General features: G+C 68.6%; 15 protein-coding genes. 8 read left to right on the top strand and 7 right to left on the bottom strand.

The window, feature by feature from the left end; translation table 11 throughout:
* The first annotated feature begins 168 nt into the window (after positions 1-168).
* The 5 genes from ABD292_RS47590 to ABD292_RS47570 all read left to right on the top strand — a co-directional run bounded on the left by ABD292_RS47590 (position 169) and on the right by ABD292_RS47570 (position 3,580).
* Positions 169-1,173 carry a DUF932 domain-containing protein gene (locus ABD292_RS47590; RefSeq protein WP_344219880.1) on the top strand — a complete coding sequence of 335 codons (1,005 nt, stop codon included), beginning with the start codon at positions 169-171 and terminating at the stop codon, positions 1,171-1,173.
* Between the two features lie 155 nt (positions 1,174-1,328).
* Positions 1,329-1,778, top strand: a complete 450-nt coding sequence (locus ABD292_RS47585) for a hypothetical protein (protein ID WP_344219878.1) — start codon at positions 1,329-1,331, stop codon at positions 1,776-1,778.
* 154 nt (positions 1,779-1,932) lie between these two features.
* Positions 1,933-2,526 (top strand): hypothetical protein, encoded by a 594-nt coding sequence (locus ABD292_RS47580; protein ID WP_344219876.1) that lies wholly within the window; start codon positions 1,933-1,935, stop codon positions 2,524-2,526.
* A 65-nt stretch (positions 2,527-2,591) separates the two neighbouring features.
* Entirely contained in the window at positions 2,592-3,149 is a 558-nt protein-coding gene (locus ABD292_RS47575) for a hypothetical protein (RefSeq protein WP_344219874.1), read from the top strand.
* Positions 3,146-3,580 carry a ParB N-terminal domain-containing protein gene (locus ABD292_RS47570; RefSeq protein ID WP_344219872.1) on the top strand — a complete coding sequence of 145 codons (435 nt, stop codon included), beginning with the start codon at positions 3,146-3,148 and terminating at the stop codon, positions 3,578-3,580. The genes ABD292_RS47575 and ABD292_RS47570 overlap by 4 nt, the downstream gene beginning before the upstream one ends.
* 84 nt (positions 3,581-3,664) lie before the next feature.
* Here the strand turns inward: ABD292_RS47570 and ABD292_RS47565 are convergent, their stop codons facing one another.
* A complete protein-coding gene (locus ABD292_RS47565) occupies positions 3,665-4,408 on the bottom strand; it encodes a GIY-YIG nuclease family protein (RefSeq protein ID WP_344219870.1) in 744 nt (247 codons plus the stop codon).
* Positions 4,409-4,920: 512 nt separating this feature from the next.
* On the opposite strand from ABD292_RS47565, the gene ABD292_RS47560 reads away from it, so the two are divergent.
* The 3 genes from ABD292_RS47560 (at position 4,921) to ABD292_RS47550 (ending at position 8,008) form a co-directional block, all read left to right on the top strand.
* A complete protein-coding gene (locus tag ABD292_RS47560; protein WP_344219868.1) occupies positions 4,921-5,964 on the top strand; it encodes a tyrosine-type recombinase/integrase in 1,044 nt (347 codons plus the stop codon).
* Between the two features lie 5 nt (positions 5,965-5,969).
* Positions 5,970-6,290: a helix-turn-helix domain-containing protein gene (locus ABD292_RS47555; RefSeq protein WP_344219866.1), complete on the top strand. Its 321-nt coding sequence runs from the start codon at positions 5,970-5,972 to the stop codon at positions 6,288-6,290.
* 635 nt (positions 6,291-6,925) lie between these two features.
* Positions 6,926-8,008 carry a hypothetical protein gene (locus ABD292_RS47550; protein WP_344219864.1) on the top strand — a complete coding sequence of 361 codons (1,083 nt, stop codon included), beginning with the start codon at positions 6,926-6,928 and terminating at the stop codon, positions 8,006-8,008.
* 153 nt (positions 8,009-8,161) lie between these two features.
* Here the strand turns inward: ABD292_RS47550 and ABD292_RS47545 are convergent, their stop codons facing one another.
* From ABD292_RS47545 to ABD292_RS47520, 6 genes are all read right to left on the bottom strand, one after another.
* The gene (locus ABD292_RS47545) at positions 8,162-9,169 is read right to left on the bottom strand and encodes a C40 family peptidase (RefSeq protein WP_344219862.1); all 1,008 of its coding nucleotides are present in this window, start codon (positions 9,167-9,169) and stop codon (positions 8,162-8,164) included.
* Positions 9,166-10,107: a replication-relaxation family protein gene (locus tag ABD292_RS47540; RefSeq protein ID WP_344219860.1), complete on the bottom strand. Its 942-nt coding sequence runs from the start codon at positions 10,105-10,107 to the stop codon at positions 9,166-9,168. The genes ABD292_RS47545 and ABD292_RS47540 overlap by 4 nt, the downstream gene beginning before the upstream one ends.
* A gap of 70 nt (positions 10,108-10,177) precedes the next feature.
* Positions 10,178-12,751, bottom strand: coding sequence for a DUF8128 domain-containing protein (locus ABD292_RS47535; RefSeq protein ID WP_344219857.1), 2,574 nt, complete (start codon positions 12,749-12,751; stop codon positions 10,178-10,180).
* Positions 12,748-14,598 (bottom strand): VirB4 family type IV secretion system protein, encoded by a 1,851-nt coding sequence (locus tag ABD292_RS47530; RefSeq protein WP_344219855.1) that lies wholly within the window; start codon positions 14,596-14,598, stop codon positions 12,748-12,750. Before ABD292_RS47530 ends, ABD292_RS47535 begins: the two co-directional genes overlap by 4 nt.
* Entirely contained in the window at positions 14,595-15,557 is a 963-nt protein-coding gene (locus ABD292_RS47525; RefSeq protein WP_344219852.1) for a PrgI family protein, read from the bottom strand. Before ABD292_RS47525 ends, ABD292_RS47530 begins: the two co-directional genes overlap by 4 nt.
* On the bottom strand, positions 15,554-17,245 hold the full coding sequence (locus ABD292_RS47520; protein WP_344219850.1) for a TrbL/VirB6 family protein: 1,692 nt from the start codon (positions 17,243-17,245) through the stop codon (positions 15,554-15,556). Before ABD292_RS47520 ends, ABD292_RS47525 begins: the two co-directional genes overlap by 4 nt.
* Positions 17,246-17,297 lie beyond the last annotated feature (52 nt).

Here is a 17,297-nt window from a genome sequence, read left to right as displayed (position 1 = left end):
CGGGCGGGACACCCCTACCGCCCCACCCGCGCCGGACGGCGTAGACCCTCGCCCGCCGACCACCGGCCCGCACGGGGCCGGGTCGAACCCCACTGACAACACCCATCGCGGCATCGCGTCTGTTCCGCGTGCCCGCACATCGAAGCCACACGTCAGAAAGGCACTGTCATGGCTCACGAAATCGAGATCTTCGCCAACGGTTCGGCCGGGTTCGCCGCCGCAGGGAAACCCGGCTGGCACGGGCTCGGCTACACCGCGCCCGGCCCGATGACGGCCGAGGAACTGCTGTCCCACGCCCAACTCGCCGGGTGGAACGTGCGCAAGGTGCCGGTCGGTCAGGTCACCGACCCTGTCACCGGCCAGCAGGTCGTCACGGACGAGGACTTCCTGGTGGTGCGTACCAACCCGGTCACCGGCCAACCGGAACGCCTAGGCCGGGTGGGACGGGACTACCAGATCCTGCAGAACGAGGACGTCACCGACTTCCTGCAGACGCTGGTGGACGAGTCCGGAGCGATCTTCGACACCGGCGGGTCGCTGAACGGCGGGCGGCGGGTGTTCGTCACCATGCGCCTGCCCGAGCCGCTCATGGTGGGCGGGTTCGATCAGATCGACCTCTACCTGGCGGCGTTCTCCCGGCATGACGGGTGGGGCGCGTTCACGACGGTCGCTACCCCGGTCCGGGTGGTGTGCGCGAACACCGAACGGGCCGCGCTGGCCAATCACGCCTCGAAGTTCACCGTCCGGCATACCGGCAACGTGGCCGGGCGCATCGCCGAGGCCCGCGAGGCGCTGAAGCTGACGTGGAAGCACGGGGAGGCGTTCGCCGCCGAGGCCGAGAAGCTGCTCGCGGTCCCGATGGACGTCAAGGAGTTCCGTCAGTTCGCCACCCGGCTCCACCCGCTCCCCGCCGACGCGAAGGAACTGGCCAAGCGCAATCACGACCTGGCCATGCGCGAGCTGGAGTACCTGTTCGCGCAGGCCCCCACCCAGGAGCCGATCCGGAACACCCGCTGGGCCGCATACAACGCCGTGACCGAGCGGCTGGACCACAAGAGCCCCGTGTTCGGCAGCCGCGATGTGGCCACGGTACGCGCCGAGCGCGCCCTGCTCGATGACCACGACAACGCCAAGATCAAGGCACGAGCCTTCCGCCTCCTGGCCACCGCCTGACACCGACGGTTGCGGTACGGCCCCCGGGGTGGGGCCGTACCGCAACCGCTGTCAGACATCACGGCGCTGCGCCCCTTCCCAAGACCCGCTCCGACCTACATCCGGGCCGGACGCCCGTCCTCCACAACCACCACCCGCCAGACAAGGAGTTCACCATGGGACGACTCGAAGACCTGATCCTGCACAACGCCTGCCTCACCCGGCATGAGCTCGGTGAGGCCCTCAACCGCATCGCCTCCCTCGACGACGAAGGCACATTGCACGACAAGGACCTGGGCCGCATCGCCTACGCCTACCAGCGGATGTCGTGGTGGCAGCAGGTCACGGACCTCACCCACGGCCGCGAGGAGACCGTCGACGGCGCGACCGCGCTGGAGATCGTCCGGCAACGGGCACAGGACCTGCTGATCAACGCCCGCCCGCTGACCAACGGCGGGTTGTTCGCCCTGGCGATGGCCGAGTCCCGCCGAGGCGGCGCGCGTGCCTTCCTGGACGCCACCCAGAAGCTCGCCGACGCGCTCACCCCGCCGCCCCCGCCGGACACGCACCCGGTCAACGCCACTACCGCTCACCCCATTGCCCGCCGGGGGCGAGCATGCGGCTGACGTCAAGGAGTCCCGGCTGTGACAGCCGGGCCGCCTACCGCGTTCGGCCCGTACCGCCTGCTCGCATGCACCCATCCGGCACGGTCGGGGTGCGGCCTGCGTCCCTCGCCCCTCATCCGCCCATGTCACCCGACGAAACGAAAGGAAGGCATCCATGGATGACCGCTACCAGCCCGGCTCTCTGCGCCCAGACGGTGGATCGGGCGGCACTACGCCCGCACCAGGGCCCAGTGCTGGTCCGGCCGATGGCACACACTCCTTCGACGCGCTGACCGCAGAGAAGATCACCGCCGCGCGCCACGCCTACTACGCTGCGGCAGCCCAAGGGGTCATCGCCCTGCAGAACGGGCGATGGCTTTCCAGCGAGCAGCTGTTCGCCGCCGCACACGCCCAGGCGACCCGCGCCTGGTGGGATCTGGTGGACCAGGAGATCACCGGCAAGAAGCTGACCTCCGATCACGCGGTCCGGCGGGTGCGCTCCTGGGCTCGCCACTACTTGACCGGCGAGCCTCCGGCCGCCCGCCCGGGCACATTGTTCGATCACGCCCTCGCCCACGCCTCACGAATCGCCGCCCGCGACTTCCTCACCACCAGCGGCCAGCTTCTTATCCAGCACCTCGCCGAGTCCCGCGATGGAGCCGATGTTCCGGCTCCGGACATGCCCATGGACAACCGCCACCCCGCCAGCTCGTCCCCGAACCAGGTAACGGTCCTGGCGGCTCCCTCAACCACGCCGGACGCGCGATGAACGCTCGCCCGGCTGTGTCAGTGCGTCCCGGCGCTGGCGTCACCATCCGACGAAAGGACAGTCCCATGCGGAACCCCCAGTATCCCGACGCCGCCACGTCCGATATGGACACGGGCACCAGCGCAGCCCCTGCCTCCGGCTCAGCTCAGAGCGAGGCGTTGTCGGTGGAGGCGGCGATCGAGCAGGCCCGCCAGATACGGCAGCACAACGCCGACGCCATCGGACGGCGGCTGAGCCGGGGCGAGCGGCTGAGCGCCGAGGTGCTCTACGACGTCCTGCACGCCCAAACACTCGCCGGTTGGTGGCTGCTCGTCGACCGGCACATCCAGCGGGCGCGAGGCGGCCGGGGCCTGACTTCGGAGCAGACGGTGGCCAGGTTCGTCTCCTGGATCAGCCCGTATCTGGACGACGACGCCAGCGCGCTCGACCCCGTCACGAGCTTCCAGGCCCTTGGGCTGCGCGGCGAGCACGAACTCGCCCTCGCCCACGTCGAGCGGGCCTTGGCCCTCATCAGGCAGGACGCGGCTCGAACCTTCCTGGCCCAGGCCAAGACACTCGGGCCGGCCTCCCCGGCGAAGCAGGCCCCGGGCAGCAACTCGACTGGGCAGGAGGAGAGGGCATGAGCAACAGCACCGCCACCGGCAACCCTTCCAGCGCTCCCGAGCCACCGACCACAAGCAGGTCCGCCACCGGCCGCCCGGACAGCTCGCGGTTGGAGTTCTTTCAGATGATGGCCTGGAGATGGGACATCACCACCGCCAAGAAGCTCACCCGCGCCCGCACTCCGCAGGGCCGGATCGACCCCAGGGAATGGGCGGGCATGCTCCGGCTGATCGCCATCAATACCGAGCACGCCGCCGAGGTGGATCTGGCTGAGCCGTTGATCGTGGCCACTGTCCCGAACGGCGGGATGCTTATCATCGACGGCTGGCACCGCCTGTACAAGGCCCTGACCATGGAGGTGGCAGAGCTGCCCGCCGTGGTGCTCACGGCCGAAGAGGAAGTCGCCTGCCGGATCTTCGGCGGAGAGAAGGGACAGGGCTACTTGCGGTAGAGCCTGATCCGGTGGCGTAGGAGGTATGCCCCGCCCAGCACAGTCAAAGTGTGCTGGCCGGGGCATACCTTCTGCATCACCGGATCACACCCTCTTGGCGGAATCCAGTTCAACGATTCGAGGATGCTTGCCTGCTCTGATCAGCGCAATGCGTTTCTGGAGGGCTTGAGGCGTTGGGTTCTGGAGAAGGTACGGGTTGGGGCCGTACCCGAAGACGCTCACGTAGGGCTCTGGCGCCTCCTGTGTGGGCGCAGAGTCGCGTCGGATCATTTCGACGAGGGGACCGCCGCCGTCTGGGGCGTTGGGGTTTCGTGGATGGAGGGTGTGGCCGATGAGACGCAGCACGGATTCGATGGGGAGCAGGTAGTCGATGAGACTGGTTTCGTCGTCGTCGGTCAAAGTGGGGTCTTGGGGGCGATTGCGGTTGTGCAGATTGACCTGCCTCGCCTCGGCAAGGTGGTCGTAGAGGCAGCCTTCGAGCCATCCCGCTTCGCTGCTGTTGAGCGTCTCGTCATCGTTGGACTCGTAGCGGATAAGCAGGGCCCGGTACCAGTGGTCGCGGTCTTTGAGCTGCTGGAGGACGCGGTGGCGGAGCCCGGGGTTGGTGGCCTTGCCCACGTAAGCTCCCCACCCTCCCTCGGCGTCTGGACGGTCGAGCAGGACGTAGGCGCCGGGGACGTTCCAGCCTTGTTCGAGGCGGTTGGCGTGATCTCGGTCGAGCAGGAGCATGCCGGCGACCTTGTGCTTGGCTCGGATCTTGATGGGGTTGTTGAGGTCGTAGGAGAGGCTGACGACGAGCGGGGGCGGGGCGAGTCGCACAGCGCACATGAGGGCATCTCCTTCACCTGGTGCAGCAACACGTTCTTCTCAATTAGTATCGGCCATGTCGCGCAGAGTAACGGCGAATTCCGGGAAGAAACACGCAGCTCACTGCCGGGATAACGCGGGCAGGTGTCGGGCAAGGCGATGCTGATGGCGATGTCATAACCGGCAATTGCCGCGTGACCTCGATGCCATATCGGCGTCGCGTATGGTCCTGCACGTTTGCCGGTCGGGGTACCCGCGTCATACGGCCGGTGACGTTTGTCAGCGTGGATCGGGTTGGGCGGTGGACACGCGCGCGGCCGGTGTAGGAAACCCGCTGGGTTCGTGGTCTCTAGCTGTTGGCTGGGTTGGCCAGTGGCGCAGGCCATTCCAGTCATACCTATCTGGTCTTGATTGTTGACAGTTGGTCGGGATTTTCGAAGGTCCCTCGGTGTTTGCTGGGTCTAGTCGGGCTTTGGGAACCGAGGTGGCCGATGGGGCTTGCGGTTGTGCGATCGCTTGGAGTGCCCCGAGCGTTGCGATCGCCGCAGGATGTCGAGGATTTCGAGCAGGAACTGGTCGATCAGTATGTGCTGGCGCTGGCGGGTTCGGGTGCCACGGACGGCTATGTCGCCGACGAGCGGGAGGTGGTCTTCGAGTTCGCCCGCTTCCTGAGCCGTCCGGTGTGGGAAGCCGAACCGGCGGACGCTGATCGATTCCTGGTTCATCTGCGTCGTGGACGTGGCCAAGCGCGGAAGACGGTGCGCAACAAGGCGCAGACGTTGGGTCGTTTCTTCGGGTTCCTGCTTGTCCGATACCAGGGTGACATTCACGCGTTGACCGGCGTGGTGCTCGTGCAGCCGATTGATGAGTTCAACCGGCCGTCCAACCCTGACTATGGGGTTATCCGGGTGCCGCCCCGCGATGACGAGGTCGAGGCGCTGTTCGCAGCGTGGCGGGAGGCTTTGCCGGCGGCGCGCAAATACCTTCCCGCGGCTCGGGATTATCTCGCCGCGTCGCTGTGGCGGCGGGTCGGGCTGCGGATCACTGAGACGCTGATGCTGGACATCCGGGACTATCGGCCGGACCTGGGTCGACACGGCAAGCTGCATGTGCGGTTCGGCAAGGGCAGCCGGGGACGTGGGGCCAAGACCCGTCTCGTCCCGATGATCAACTCGGTAGACGATCTGCTGGAGTGGTGGCTGACTGATGTTCGCCACCAGTACGGAGATGACTGGCAGGATCCGGACGCGCCGCTCCTGCCCAGCGAGCGGCGCGATGCCCTGACCGGCCGGTGTGGCCGGGTGGGAGATAACGCGCTGCGGGTCGGCCTGTCCTCGGCGGTTGAGCGGTGGCTACCGGCCTGGACGGGGCGGTTGTCGCCGCATGGCCTGCGCCACTACTGCGCCTCCTCTCTTTATGCTCGCGGTTTGGATTTGAAGGCCATTCAAGATCTTCTTGGGCACGAATGGCTGTCGACCACGACCCGGTACATCCACGTGCGTGAGGAGCACATCGAACAAGCCTGGACCCAGGCCAATGACCGGGTGGCCGCCCGGCTCCGAGCCGATGAGAGGTGAGGAAGGTGCGCTGGAACCTGCGGATGCGGGCCGCCGAGTGCGGGATCTGGAAGTCCACCGAGATGCGCCGCCGGCTGGCCGAGGCCGGGCTGGAGATCAGCGCGGGCAAGATGTCGGCGCTGTGGACCAGCACCCCGACCACGGTCCGCCTGGACGACCTGGAGGTGATCTGCGACGTACTACAGTGCAGCCCGGCTGAGCTGCTGATCTGCGAGCCGGACAAGGTCGCCGCGCGCCGACCGGCCGCCACGGCGACGGCTCCAGGCGAGAGCCTCCCGGCGATCTTGCCGCGTCTGGGACGTAACCGCACGCTGCCACCGGCATGAGCCGGTCGTCGTGGCGGAGAATGTGTTGCAGCTGCGGAGCCAAACCACCGGCGGCACGCTATGGCACGCTCTGCCATGACTGTCAGCCGGGCGGCCCGCAGCCGCCGCCGTGCCGCCGTTGCGGCTCAAGCGGGGACTACTACGCCAGCGGCCTGTGTCGTCGTTGCCATCACCACGCCCCGCAGATCGCTTCCGCCTGCGGGGACTGTCTGGCCTGGGGCCTCACCCGCGCGTACGGAGGGCTGTGCCATGCCTGCCTGTCCTGGCACACGCGGAAACTGGAAGTCGGAGAATGCCGAGCGTGCAGCCGCCGCGTCACGGTGAATGCCAGGGGCATCTGCCGGTTGTGCCGACACCAGACGATCATCGCCCGGCGGGATCGACCAGGCATAGGCGAGACCGAAGCGGTCCGGCACGGTCAGCAGCTGTTCCTTGCTGATCTGTATCGTCAGCGCGGAGGACGACGAAGTCCTGCACGCGCGCCTTCGCCTCGGCAGTATCCGAGCCATCCTTCGGTCTGGCATCAACCGGTCCTGCCCGGGATGCCCGCCGTCCGGCCGCCTCAGCAGGCGTTGCCAGCTGGTCTGACCCCCGAACCGGCCGATCCGCAGCTGGCCGCTCACTTGGAGCAGGTCATGGTCGAGCATGCGGCCCGCTTTGGATGGCAACACGCTCAAATAAAGAAGGTCCGTCAGTCGGTCCGCGCGCTGCTGGGCTTGCTCAACGACTCCACCAACGCGATCAAGGCTAGTGAAGTCGCCGTACTGAGGCGCTTCGACCTGCCGGTCCGGCCCGTCCTGGAGGTGCTGGAGGCCGCTGGGCTGCTCGAGGACGATCGCGTGCCCACCATCGACACGTGGTTCGCCGAGAAGATCATCGTCCTGCCTGCGGTGATGGCGGCCGAGATACGCGTGTGGTTCGACGTGATGCGCCACGGCAGCACTACACATCCACGATCGAAACCCCGCTCACCCGACACCATCACGGTGCGGGTCCGCTCGGCGCTGCCCGCCTTGCAGACATGGGCTGCGGCAGGCCACCTCTCGCTACGCGACATCTGCCGAGCCGACGTGCAAGCCGTTCTGCCCACCTCGGGAAGCCCACGAGCCCTGGTGGGCGCTGCACTGCGTTCCCTTTTCACCGTGTTGAAGGCGCGGCGGATGACCTTCACCAACCCCATCGCGAAGATCCCTACCGGACCGCCTGAGACCCGCCAACCACTGCCGGTCGAGGTCGGCATCCTCCGCCAAATCCTGGACTCCACCGACCCCGCACGCGCCGCTCTCGGGGCCCTGCTCGCCTTCCACGCCCTGCGGTGCGGGCAGATCTGCCACCTACTCTTGACCGATCTCCGTGACGGCAGGCTGTACCTGGACCAGCGGGTGATCCCCCTCGCGCCCCCGGTTCGCGAACGACTGACGGCCTACCTCACCTACCGCAACGCCCGCTGGCCGACCACCGCCAACCCTCACCTGTTTCTCAGCATCCGCACCGCAGTGCGGCTGACCCCGGTCAGCACCGCATGGGTCAGCCGCAAGCTCGGAGTGCCCGCGCAGATGATTCGCGAAGACCGGATCCTGGATGAGGCCCACGCCAGCGACGGCGACCCTCGACGCCTGGGTGATCTGTTCGGCCTGTCCATCAAAGGGGCCACCCGATATACCGCCACAGTCGACCACCCCAGCTTCACCGATCTCGACAAACCCGCCCCGCAATGAAGCGGAGCTGAGTGAAATAGGTCCTCCTGGGCGACACACCCCGACGCGACTTGATCAGCCCGACTGCTCCTGGCTCGGGCGAAGAACACTGCTTGTGCGGCGATCCGGCACCTACCGGCTCCTTCGGTTCCCGAACCCAAGATGCCGATAGGCTCATCCAGAGCCACCGGTCCTCGAGTTCCCGCGGGAATCACCTTCAGAATTCGCGAACCTGAGCAGGGGGCGGGTGAACCCGATCAGGTCTCCGCGTTGGTAGGTGCCGATCTGGACGACGGTGCGCTGGTTGGGTGCGTGGATCATCCGCCCGCCTCCGAGGACGATGCCGACGTGTCCCGGGCCGTCGCCTTCCATGCGGAAGAAGGCGAGGTCGCCAGGCTGTTCCTGGCCGATCGGGATGGCTGGTCCCCAACGCCACTGGTCGGCGGCGACGCGGGGGATGGAGATCCCGGCTGCCTGGTAGGCGCGCATGGTCAGGCCGGAGCAGTCGAAGCTGGCGGGTCCTTCAGCTCCCCAGAGATAGGGTTTGCCGAGCTGGGCGTGAGCGTAGGCGATGACGGCGGCGACCTGCTCGCCGGGGATGAGGGGGACGCAGGTCCCGGCCAGCGCGTCGACGACGCGTTGCGCGAGGAGTTCCCACTGAGCGTAGGCGTCGGGCACGCCGGAACGTTGCACCGCCTGGGCGGCGCGGGTGAGCGGGAGCTGCTCCCAGCGCGGCACCGTGACCAACCGGTCGTAGAAGGTGCCGATGGCGTGCCGAGGGTCGAGAACCTGCTCCGTGGCTCCCCAGCCTTGGGAGGGGCGTTGCTGGAACAGGCCCAGCGAATCCAGATGGCCGTAGCGCAGATTGCGCAGCATGGACTCCTGCAGGGCGGTGGCCAGCGCGATCACCGCCGCTCGCGCTGGCAAGCCGCGTTCCATCGCAATCTGGACGATGAGCGCGGCGTTGGCCTGCTGCTCGCCGTCCAGCATTGGAGCAGAGGCGGCGCGGACGGTAGCCGGAGCCGCGACCGGCTCGCCCGTCGTACTGCTCATCGTCGGCGTTGTGATCGCGCAGGCGACACCACCAGGCGTTCCGTAGCCGGTGAGGATGCTGGTGGCGGCTGCGAGGAATGCCAAGAAGATGAGCAGCAGAAGGGCGGCGCCGGCCGCGGCCGCCTTCACCTGCTCTGGCCCTCCTCGCTGAAGACGCGGTCGAGGAACTTACGGTCATCTTCGGCGCTCACGGGCTGCTCTGGGGTGCGGCCGAGGGGGAGGTGCGGCCAGCCGTTGGCGAGGTCGACCAGTCGCATCCGGCGATGATCGCTCCTGGCGGTGGTGGGCAGCCAGCAGGGTCCTGCCGGGCCGTCGCCGAGGCCGGTATGTGCGGCGGTGGCGACGGGCAGGTCGGCGGTGTTGATCAGCGAGCGGAGGTTGGCCTCTCGGGCGTGACTCGGCAGCCAGAACAACACCGGGGTGATGATGCGGGTGGCGTCGGCGAGATCGGCGTAGGCGGCGAGTTTGCTGGTGACCTTCGCGAGGGTCATGCTGCCGGTGTCGTGTTCGAGGAAGAAGTCGATTTGGCGGCCGTGCTCGGACCAGCATCCATAGGCATCCGGTCGGGTCAGGTCGCCCCAGATCTTGGCGCACTGCTTTTCCGACAGCCACGCTCGTAGGCTGGCGTCCGGGTTGTGGCGGGCCAAGTGACCGAGGTGGACAAAGAAGTCGTTGACGCCGATCTGGTGGCCGCTCTTGGATGAGACTGCGATCGACATGGCCAGGTCTGGGTGGTAGCCCAGCTCTTTGACGGTGGTGTGGCTACGCAGGGCGAGGAGTTCGGCTCCGGCTCGGCCGAGGACCCAGTGGTGAGGGTGTGAGCCGCCGTAGGGACTCCAGGGCCGATACCGCGTGATCGTATTGAGTTTGTGCAGAATGCCCAGGCGGCGGCGCGTGGGCTGCGGCTTGGTGAAGAACAACCGCTGAAGCTGATGGGTGGTCAGTACCCGGTGGTGGAGAAGGTGCTCCAGGACCTGGTAGTCGCGCGGTGTTAGACGGGCGGCAGCGTAGGCGATTGCGTCGGCGTCAAAGCGGGGAAGGCCGAGTGGGATGCGGGTGACGGGCATGACGGTCTCCTGGGTTAGGGCTGGCATGGATGGCTCTGGGCATGCGAGCCAAGTGGCGGGCTTGGGCGGGCTAGCCGAGTTGCTCATCGCGAGTGGTGGACTGGCCTTGGAGGCCGGGTCGCACATCCAGCTCCACGCTGACCTGGCGAGCCCTGCGGATGGGGAGCCGTGGCGCGGTGCCGGGTTGGGTGAACTGTTGGCGGGACGCCTGCCGGATCGCGGCTTCGCGGCCTTCGACGGTGGCGGGCACGGGACGGGTGCGCAGAGTGAACGCGGAGGTTTGCTGGCCGTCCACGACGAGGCGGGCGGCGGCTTGGTAGGCGCCCAGGTGGGTAAGGTCGTGCGGGCTGATCAACGGTGCGGTGTGGTGCTTGAGATCGCCCGCGTCCTTGGGCGAGGCATTGAAGTAAATCTTGTTGCGGGCGTCGGCGGACAGGGCCTCGCGCAGATCGGCGGGCAACTGGTCGAGATGCTGGTGGGCCAGGACGAGGGACAGGCGGTAGCCGCGTGCCTCGGCGAGTACGTCGTTGATGTGGCCGGGCAGGTTCAAGAAGTTGTGGCACTCGTCGATCACCAGCGAGGCGTCGGGCCGGTCAGCTTCGGCGAGGGTGGAGCGGCGGGTGGTGGCCTGCCAGGTGTGGGCGAGCAGGATGGAGCCGAACAGGCGGGCGGCGTCATCGCCGAGGATGCCCTTCGGGAGCCGAGCAAGGATCAGCCCTCCCTGGTTGAGGAGCTGGCCGATGGGGACGGTGGTGTCCGGGCTGGCCAGTGCCTGCCGCACGAATGGCCGGAGCAGGACAGCGCGGAGTTTGTTCATGACGGGGCCGATCACGGTGGCCTGTCCGGCTGGGGTGAGGGCTTCGTACGAGTCCCAGAATCCGGCCAGCAGCTCATCACGCAGCTGAGACGTAGTGCGGGTCCGGAAGGCCGAATCAGTGAGCAGACGGGGCACATCGACCAGCGTTGCCTTGCGTCCGAGCACGCTGGTCAGGGTGAGGCAGGTGGAGCGGAGCAGGTCATCCACGCGTGGTCCCCAGGCTGTGGAGAAGCATCTGTGGAAGATGGTGACGACGGAGTCGACGGCGAAGGCGGGGTCGTGTCCGGCGAGGATGTTGATCGACGGTGGCGGGCCTGCGTCTTGCGGGTCGAACACGACGGTTCTGCCGATGGCTCGTACAGGGAGCCGGTTGAGGATGTCGGTGATCAGGTCGCCTTTCGGGTCGATGACCAGGGCGCCTCGTCCGGCGTGGGCGTCGGCGAGGACGAGGTTGGCCAGCAGCGTGGATTTGCCGACGCCGGTGCCGCCGAGCACGTGGGTGTGGTGCCGCCCATCGGCCACGGGTAGTGCGATGGGGCGTTGTGGGCCGCTGTCGGCGTCGCCCAGGATGCGTGCCGTACCACTGGACGCGTGGCGGGGGACGGCAGGTGAGGGGGCGACGGGGCGGGCTCCGGCGCGGGCGACGCCGGGGGCGTCGATGTCCCACGGTAGGTGGGCGAGCGCGGCCAGCTCGGCGACCGACAGCAGGTAGCCGTGGTCAAGACGGCGCGAGCTGATCGCATGGCTGGGTCGCCAGAGGCGGGCTCGGCGCAGGTACTGGTGACTTCCAGTGAACAGGGCGAAGACGCCGGCCAGCGTGTGGGCTTGACCTCGCAGCCACCCGACGGCGTGGCTGGAAGGATCCGCAGCATCAGGACGAACGCCCATCGGCTGCTGGGCTGCGGTCGCCGCGCTTGGTTGGCTGCTGGTGGAGACGGCATACCGGATGGCCACCTCGTAGCGGGGCTGTCCGGCCTTGGCGAGGATCGCGCGGACCTGTTCGGCGCGTTCGGGATAGTCGCGGGCCAGCTCGCTGGGCCGGTGCTCGCGCGAGTCTGCAGGCATGGGGAGGAGGGCGTCGAAGAAGCGGCCGACATCGTTGCGGCTGCCTCCTCCGCGTAGGTGGGCGGCGGCCCGGTAGGCGTGGCGGAGCCGTCGGCCGGTGATGGGGCGGGCGAGGATCTGCACGACGGCGTGCTCGCCCTCGCGCAGGCCGCCCATCGCTTCAAGCAGGGATCGGACGGGGTCGTGGTCGTGGCTGGTGGTGAGCGGGAAGTGCTCGGGCCCGGCCAGGACGAGCCTGCCCCCCGCGACCTGCGAACCTTCGGGCAGGGGCGAGATGGCGGGAGAGGTGGTGGTGGTCGCGCCAGGCCAGGCTGCTTGGACGGCCTTTTCCACGATGCCGGGCGGTACGGTGCCGGGCACCCACAGCCGGATGCGGACCCCGGCGTCGCTGCCGTGGTATTCCCACACCAGATGCGGCTGCCCGTCGAAGAACCGTGCCCAGGCGGGCCGGAGCAGGCCGATCAACTGCCGCCACAGCACCAGCGCTCCTTCGGGGTCACTACGCGGCGGCGAGGAGATCTCGATCAGTCGAGCCTGCGGGGTCATGTCGGCGTGATGAGCCCAGCCGAGCAGGTAGCGCACCGCATAGTCCGTCGCCCAGACGAGCGCCAGGATGGCGAGCAGATGGGGCCCGTGGGCGAAGGCGAACTCGGGCAACCGGGCGGGAAGCTCGGCCAGGAAATCGAGCGCAGCTTTGACGTCGCGGTCGTCGATCCCGCACAGCAGGCACGGGCTCTCAGGATCAGTGATGGTGAAGTTCACAGCGGGTCGCCCTCCTCATCGTCCAGGTGCTCGTGGCCGTTCGTGGTCTTGGTGACGCTGGTGGGCTGAGGTGGTGGTGCGGGCTGGATGGATGAGGACTCCTCGAGTCCGGCCAGGAACTGCGGGTCAGTGGTGACCAGCCCCGTCTCGGTGGGTGAGGCGATGACGTGGAAGGCGGCTCGGCTGGCGGGGCCGGCGATGAGGAGCGCCTCGCCTCGCTCGGCGGTGAGCAGGAACTGGCGTTCGCCGTCGGTCAGGTCGAAGGCGTCCCCGACCGCGCCGATGGCCTGCGGCGCCTGGCGGAGCAGCACCTGGTTGGCGGCGTTGGCGACGATCGCCTGTCCCAGCTCGCTGCCGAGCAGGTCGGCTGCGTCCTGGGTGATGACGGCGAGCCCGGCCCAGTGCTTACGGGCGGCCTTCGCCATCCGGAACAAGAACCGCGCGCCCTCGGGCTCCTTCATCAGCAGCCAGGCTTCGTCCACGACGACCAGTCGCTTCTTGCGGTCGCGGGGGTTGGCCACTCGCCGCCAGATCGCATCCAGGGCGAGCAGGGTGCCGACCGCTTTCATCTCCTCGGGCAGGTCCCGCAGTGAGAACACGGTCAGATGCCCGGACGGATGGGTGGTGGTGGGGCCGTCGAACAGCTCGCGGTAGGAGCCTGTGACGTACGGAGCGAGCTGCGCTGCAAGCTCCGCCCCGGTAGAACTGGCTGACTTACCGCTTTCGGTAAGAGCGGATACCAGATCGGTGAGCAGGGGTGCGGGCCGGGTCCAGGTCGCGGGGTCGCGGGTGATTCCAGCAGCGGCGTAGGTGGCGATGATCGCCGAGTCCAGGACGGCGCGCGTTTGCGCGGTGAGCTGGCCTCCGAGCATGGTGGCGATCAGGGTCTGCAGGAACATCGCCCGGCGTGAGAGTGCGTCGTCGCGGGGGCCGTGGTTGGCGGGCAGGTCGAAGGGGTTCCACCGGACTCCGGCTGCGCCGAGGTTCAGGCAGGTGCCGCCGACCGCGCGGGTCAGGCGGGCGTATTCGTCTTCGGGGTCGACGACGGCGACCTCGACCCCTTGGTAGAGCAGGCGGAGGGTTTCGAGTTTGGTGAAGAAGCTCTTGCCCGCGCCGCTTCTGGCCAGGACGACGGAGTTGTGGTTGTCCTGGGCGTAGCGGTCCCACAGCACGATGCCGGAGCCGGTGGCGCTCAGCCCGTACAGCACGCTCGTCTCACTCGCCTCGGTGGCGAGGTCGGGTGAGGTGAACGGGAAGGCCGCTGCGAGCGCGCTGGTGTCGAAGGTGCGAGTCAGGTTCAGAGAGTCGACGCCGAGTGGCAGGGTCGTCGTCCACGCCTGCAGCGCGCGGAACGTGGCTGGTTGCGCGTCGAGCAGGAGCGAGGAGGCGAGCGCCCGCACGCGTTCGACCTCGGCGGCCAGCTCCGGCTCGGTAGGGGCGTGGATGGTGAGGTACAGGCCGACCTTGAACAGGCGGCCGTGGCCTCGGGCGAGGCTGTCGGCCAGGTCGGTGGCATCGTCGGCGGCGGCCTCGGCGGCGAAATCTTGAAGGCGGCCGTGTTGGGCGTCGGCGCGGCTGGCCGATTCCAGGCGGGCGAGCTGGCGGCGCAGCCGCATCGCGGCGACCTGCTGCGGGATAGGTTCGATGTGCAGGGACACGTCGAGGTGGTCGGGGCAGGTGAGCAGGGGTTCGAGCCAGCCCGCGCCGACCTCGCGCGGGTAGCCGGTCACGGCGAACGTCGCGGCCACGGCGCTGGGCAGGGTGAGGGTGCGAACACCTACGCCAACAGCGGCGGGATGGGTCAGTGGGCTCGGCTGCTGCTCTCGGGTACGGCGGCGCAGTCTCATGGCGTGCTCCTGGTCGAGGTGATGAGTTCGTCTGACAGTGCCTGTCCGGCGGGATGACGGGCTCCGGGGTCGAGGCACTCGGTGAGCGCTTGGGCGGCCTCATCGGCGGTCAGGACGCGGGTGGTCACGCCGAGTGAGGCCAGGGCGCGTTCGGTTTCTGCCGCCCGGCGCAAGACCACCGCCGCGGAGGCGTCCCGCCGTACAGCCCGGCGGCCCCGGCCAGAGAGCGCATGATCGCGGAGCACGACGAGGACCTGCCGGGTCAGCAGCTCACGCGTTGAGTTCAGCTCGGCCAGGTAGGCGGCGTGTTCGCGCGCTGCCTGGGCCAGCGCCGGAAGCGGCAGGACCTCGGCGTGGGCCTCGACAGTCTGGACGAGGTCGGACAGGTCCGCCGGCCTGGCCCGCGCAAGGAGCTGGACAGGTGCTTCGAGAGAGTTCAGCCACCTGCCGAACCCGCCGACCAGCGCGGCCTGCTCGCCGGTGGTACGCAGGTGAAACGACAGGGTGCCGGTCTCGACCAGGACGGCGACGCCGCCGTCGGCGAGTTCGAGCGCGCCGTCGGTCCGGATCGCCTTGACCGGAAGCCTCAAAGGGACGGGCAGCTTACCGCGCAGGCGGCACCACCTCGGCGGCCCGCTGACTCCGTCCGGTGCGGCGACCAGCTTCTTGGAGGTCCGGGCGAACAGGACGGCGGCGAGGGCGAACCGGTCCAGGCTCAGCCCATCTCGTCGTCCGAGGGCGATGGCGAGGCCGAGGGCGATGAGCGGGAGCAGGATCGCCGCCAGGATGACGACGGGCAGGAGCTGGTGGAACAGGTAGTAGACGGCGGCGGCGATGCCGCCGGTCAGGGCGACGATGAGGAGCTGGCGGAAGGTGAGCCCGTAGGCGATCTTGTCGGGTTGGTTGATGTCGGCCGGAATGCGGGCCAGCAGCGGCGGCGGCTCTGCCTCGTGCTTCATCGGGTCTCCCCTGGAGGCTGGCGCTGGGCGCGGGTGGTGCGGCGGGGTGGCGGGTCGAGCCGCAGGCGGAGCTGGCCGGGGCGGGGCGGCCGGGTGGGCATGCCGGGTAGCCGGTCCTGCACCCACGGCGGGCGGGGCCGAATCCACGGCATCATCGGCGCCCCCGCCGCCGACGACGGCGCCGATGATGCCGAAGGTGTGCGTGACGGCGCAGCACCCGCTGGTGCGGGTGGGCGTGGAACGCGGGTGACCGGGAACGGCAGCGCGAGCTGCGTGCCCTGCCGGGCCCGCCTCGCCGAGGCGGCAGCCGCTTCGGGCGTGGGCGCGGATGGGGTGGACGCCGGCAGGTTGAGCGGGAGTTCGAGCTGCTGCCAGGACGGCGAACGGTTGGGCATGGCGGCTCCCGTCTTCGGGCCGGTTGGAGGCTTAGGCGCAGTTGGGCTGCCGGGCTTCGGGCTTCGACCGGGGCCGCTCTTGCCATTGCCTGGACGGCCGTGCCGGTGGGCTGCTGGCGTACCGCTTGTGCGGGCAGCGGCGGCCCGGCCGGTCTTGCCGAGGCTGCGGGCGGCGCCGAGGGTCTTGTAGACGATCACGGCTTTGACGAGGCGTTTGAGCATGGTGGGCTGGCCCTGCTGCCAGATCGTCTTGGCGACCCAGCCGGGGATCTTGATCAGGACGAACAGGACGCCGATCAAGATGAGGACGTCCAGCGCCCGGTTGGCGGTAGGCCGGACCATCGCCTCGACCGCGTCACCGGTGCTGGGGGTGGCGGGGGCGAGCGGATAGGCGGCGGCCGAATCGGTGAGCACCAGCTTGAACGCCAGGATCAGCCCGATGGCCTGCAGGATCTGGATGGCGAGCAGGCCGAAAAAACTACGCCACCACAGGCGCGCGATCCCTTCGGTCTGCGGCAGCGCGTGACACAACAAGGCGAGCGGCGCGGTGATGATCAGGAACAGCAGCAGGGTGACGCGGATGACCCCGATGAAGGTCAGGAGCAGCCCCATCAGCACGGCGGTGCCGATCAGCAGGACGAGGAACAGCACGGTGCCGGTCGGGTCCTTGATCAGAGCGTCGACCTTGGCGGCGATCAGGTTCCCGGCCCGCTGGCCGTCGACGCCGTCGCCGAGCAGCGCCGTCACCATGGCGTTGGTGAGCTCGATCGCGTACTGGCAGATCGTGAGCGAGGCATTCAACGTGATCACCGCGACGATCAGGCGCGGGATGATCTCGCCCGGTGTCGTGGAGTTGCCGGGGCTGGTGCCGTGGGCCATCACGATCACGCCACCGGCCACCACCATGAGCACCAGCAGCGCGTTGGCGACGAGCCGGACGTGCCCGGACAGCTCCCGGACCCGCTCCAGCATCAGCGGCGGCGGAGCGGCCAGCAGGACACTGCCGACCGTGACGAAAGCAGGGTTGATCGCGTCAGTGACAAGGCTGGTGAACCAGCCGTTCATCGCTTGATTGAGCTTGCAGCCGACATCCATCCACCCGCACTCAGGCACCTCACCCGGCGGTGTTGTAGGCGACGTTGTGGGTGGTGTGGTGGCGGGCGGAATCCAGGTCACCTGGGGCGACGGAGCGGGACTCGGGCTCGTGGTGGCCGAAGGCGTCGGGGTGGGTTCGGCGCGGGCCGGTAGAGGTGTGGCGAGCCCGGTTACGGTGGCGGCGAGCAGGAAGCTCACGCAGGCCCGAACCAGCCAGGCCGTCGGTAGCCTTCCTGCTCCGCCCGGTTCA

The organism is Nonomuraea bangladeshensis (genome assembly GCF_039529455.1).
In the GTDB taxonomy this organism is placed as follows: Bacteria; Actinomycetota; Actinomycetes; order Streptosporangiales; family Streptosporangiaceae; genus Nonomuraea; species Nonomuraea bangladeshensis.
The sequence above is the reverse complement of the archived record's forward strand: the minus strand, read 5'-3'. Positions and strand labels throughout refer to the sequence as shown.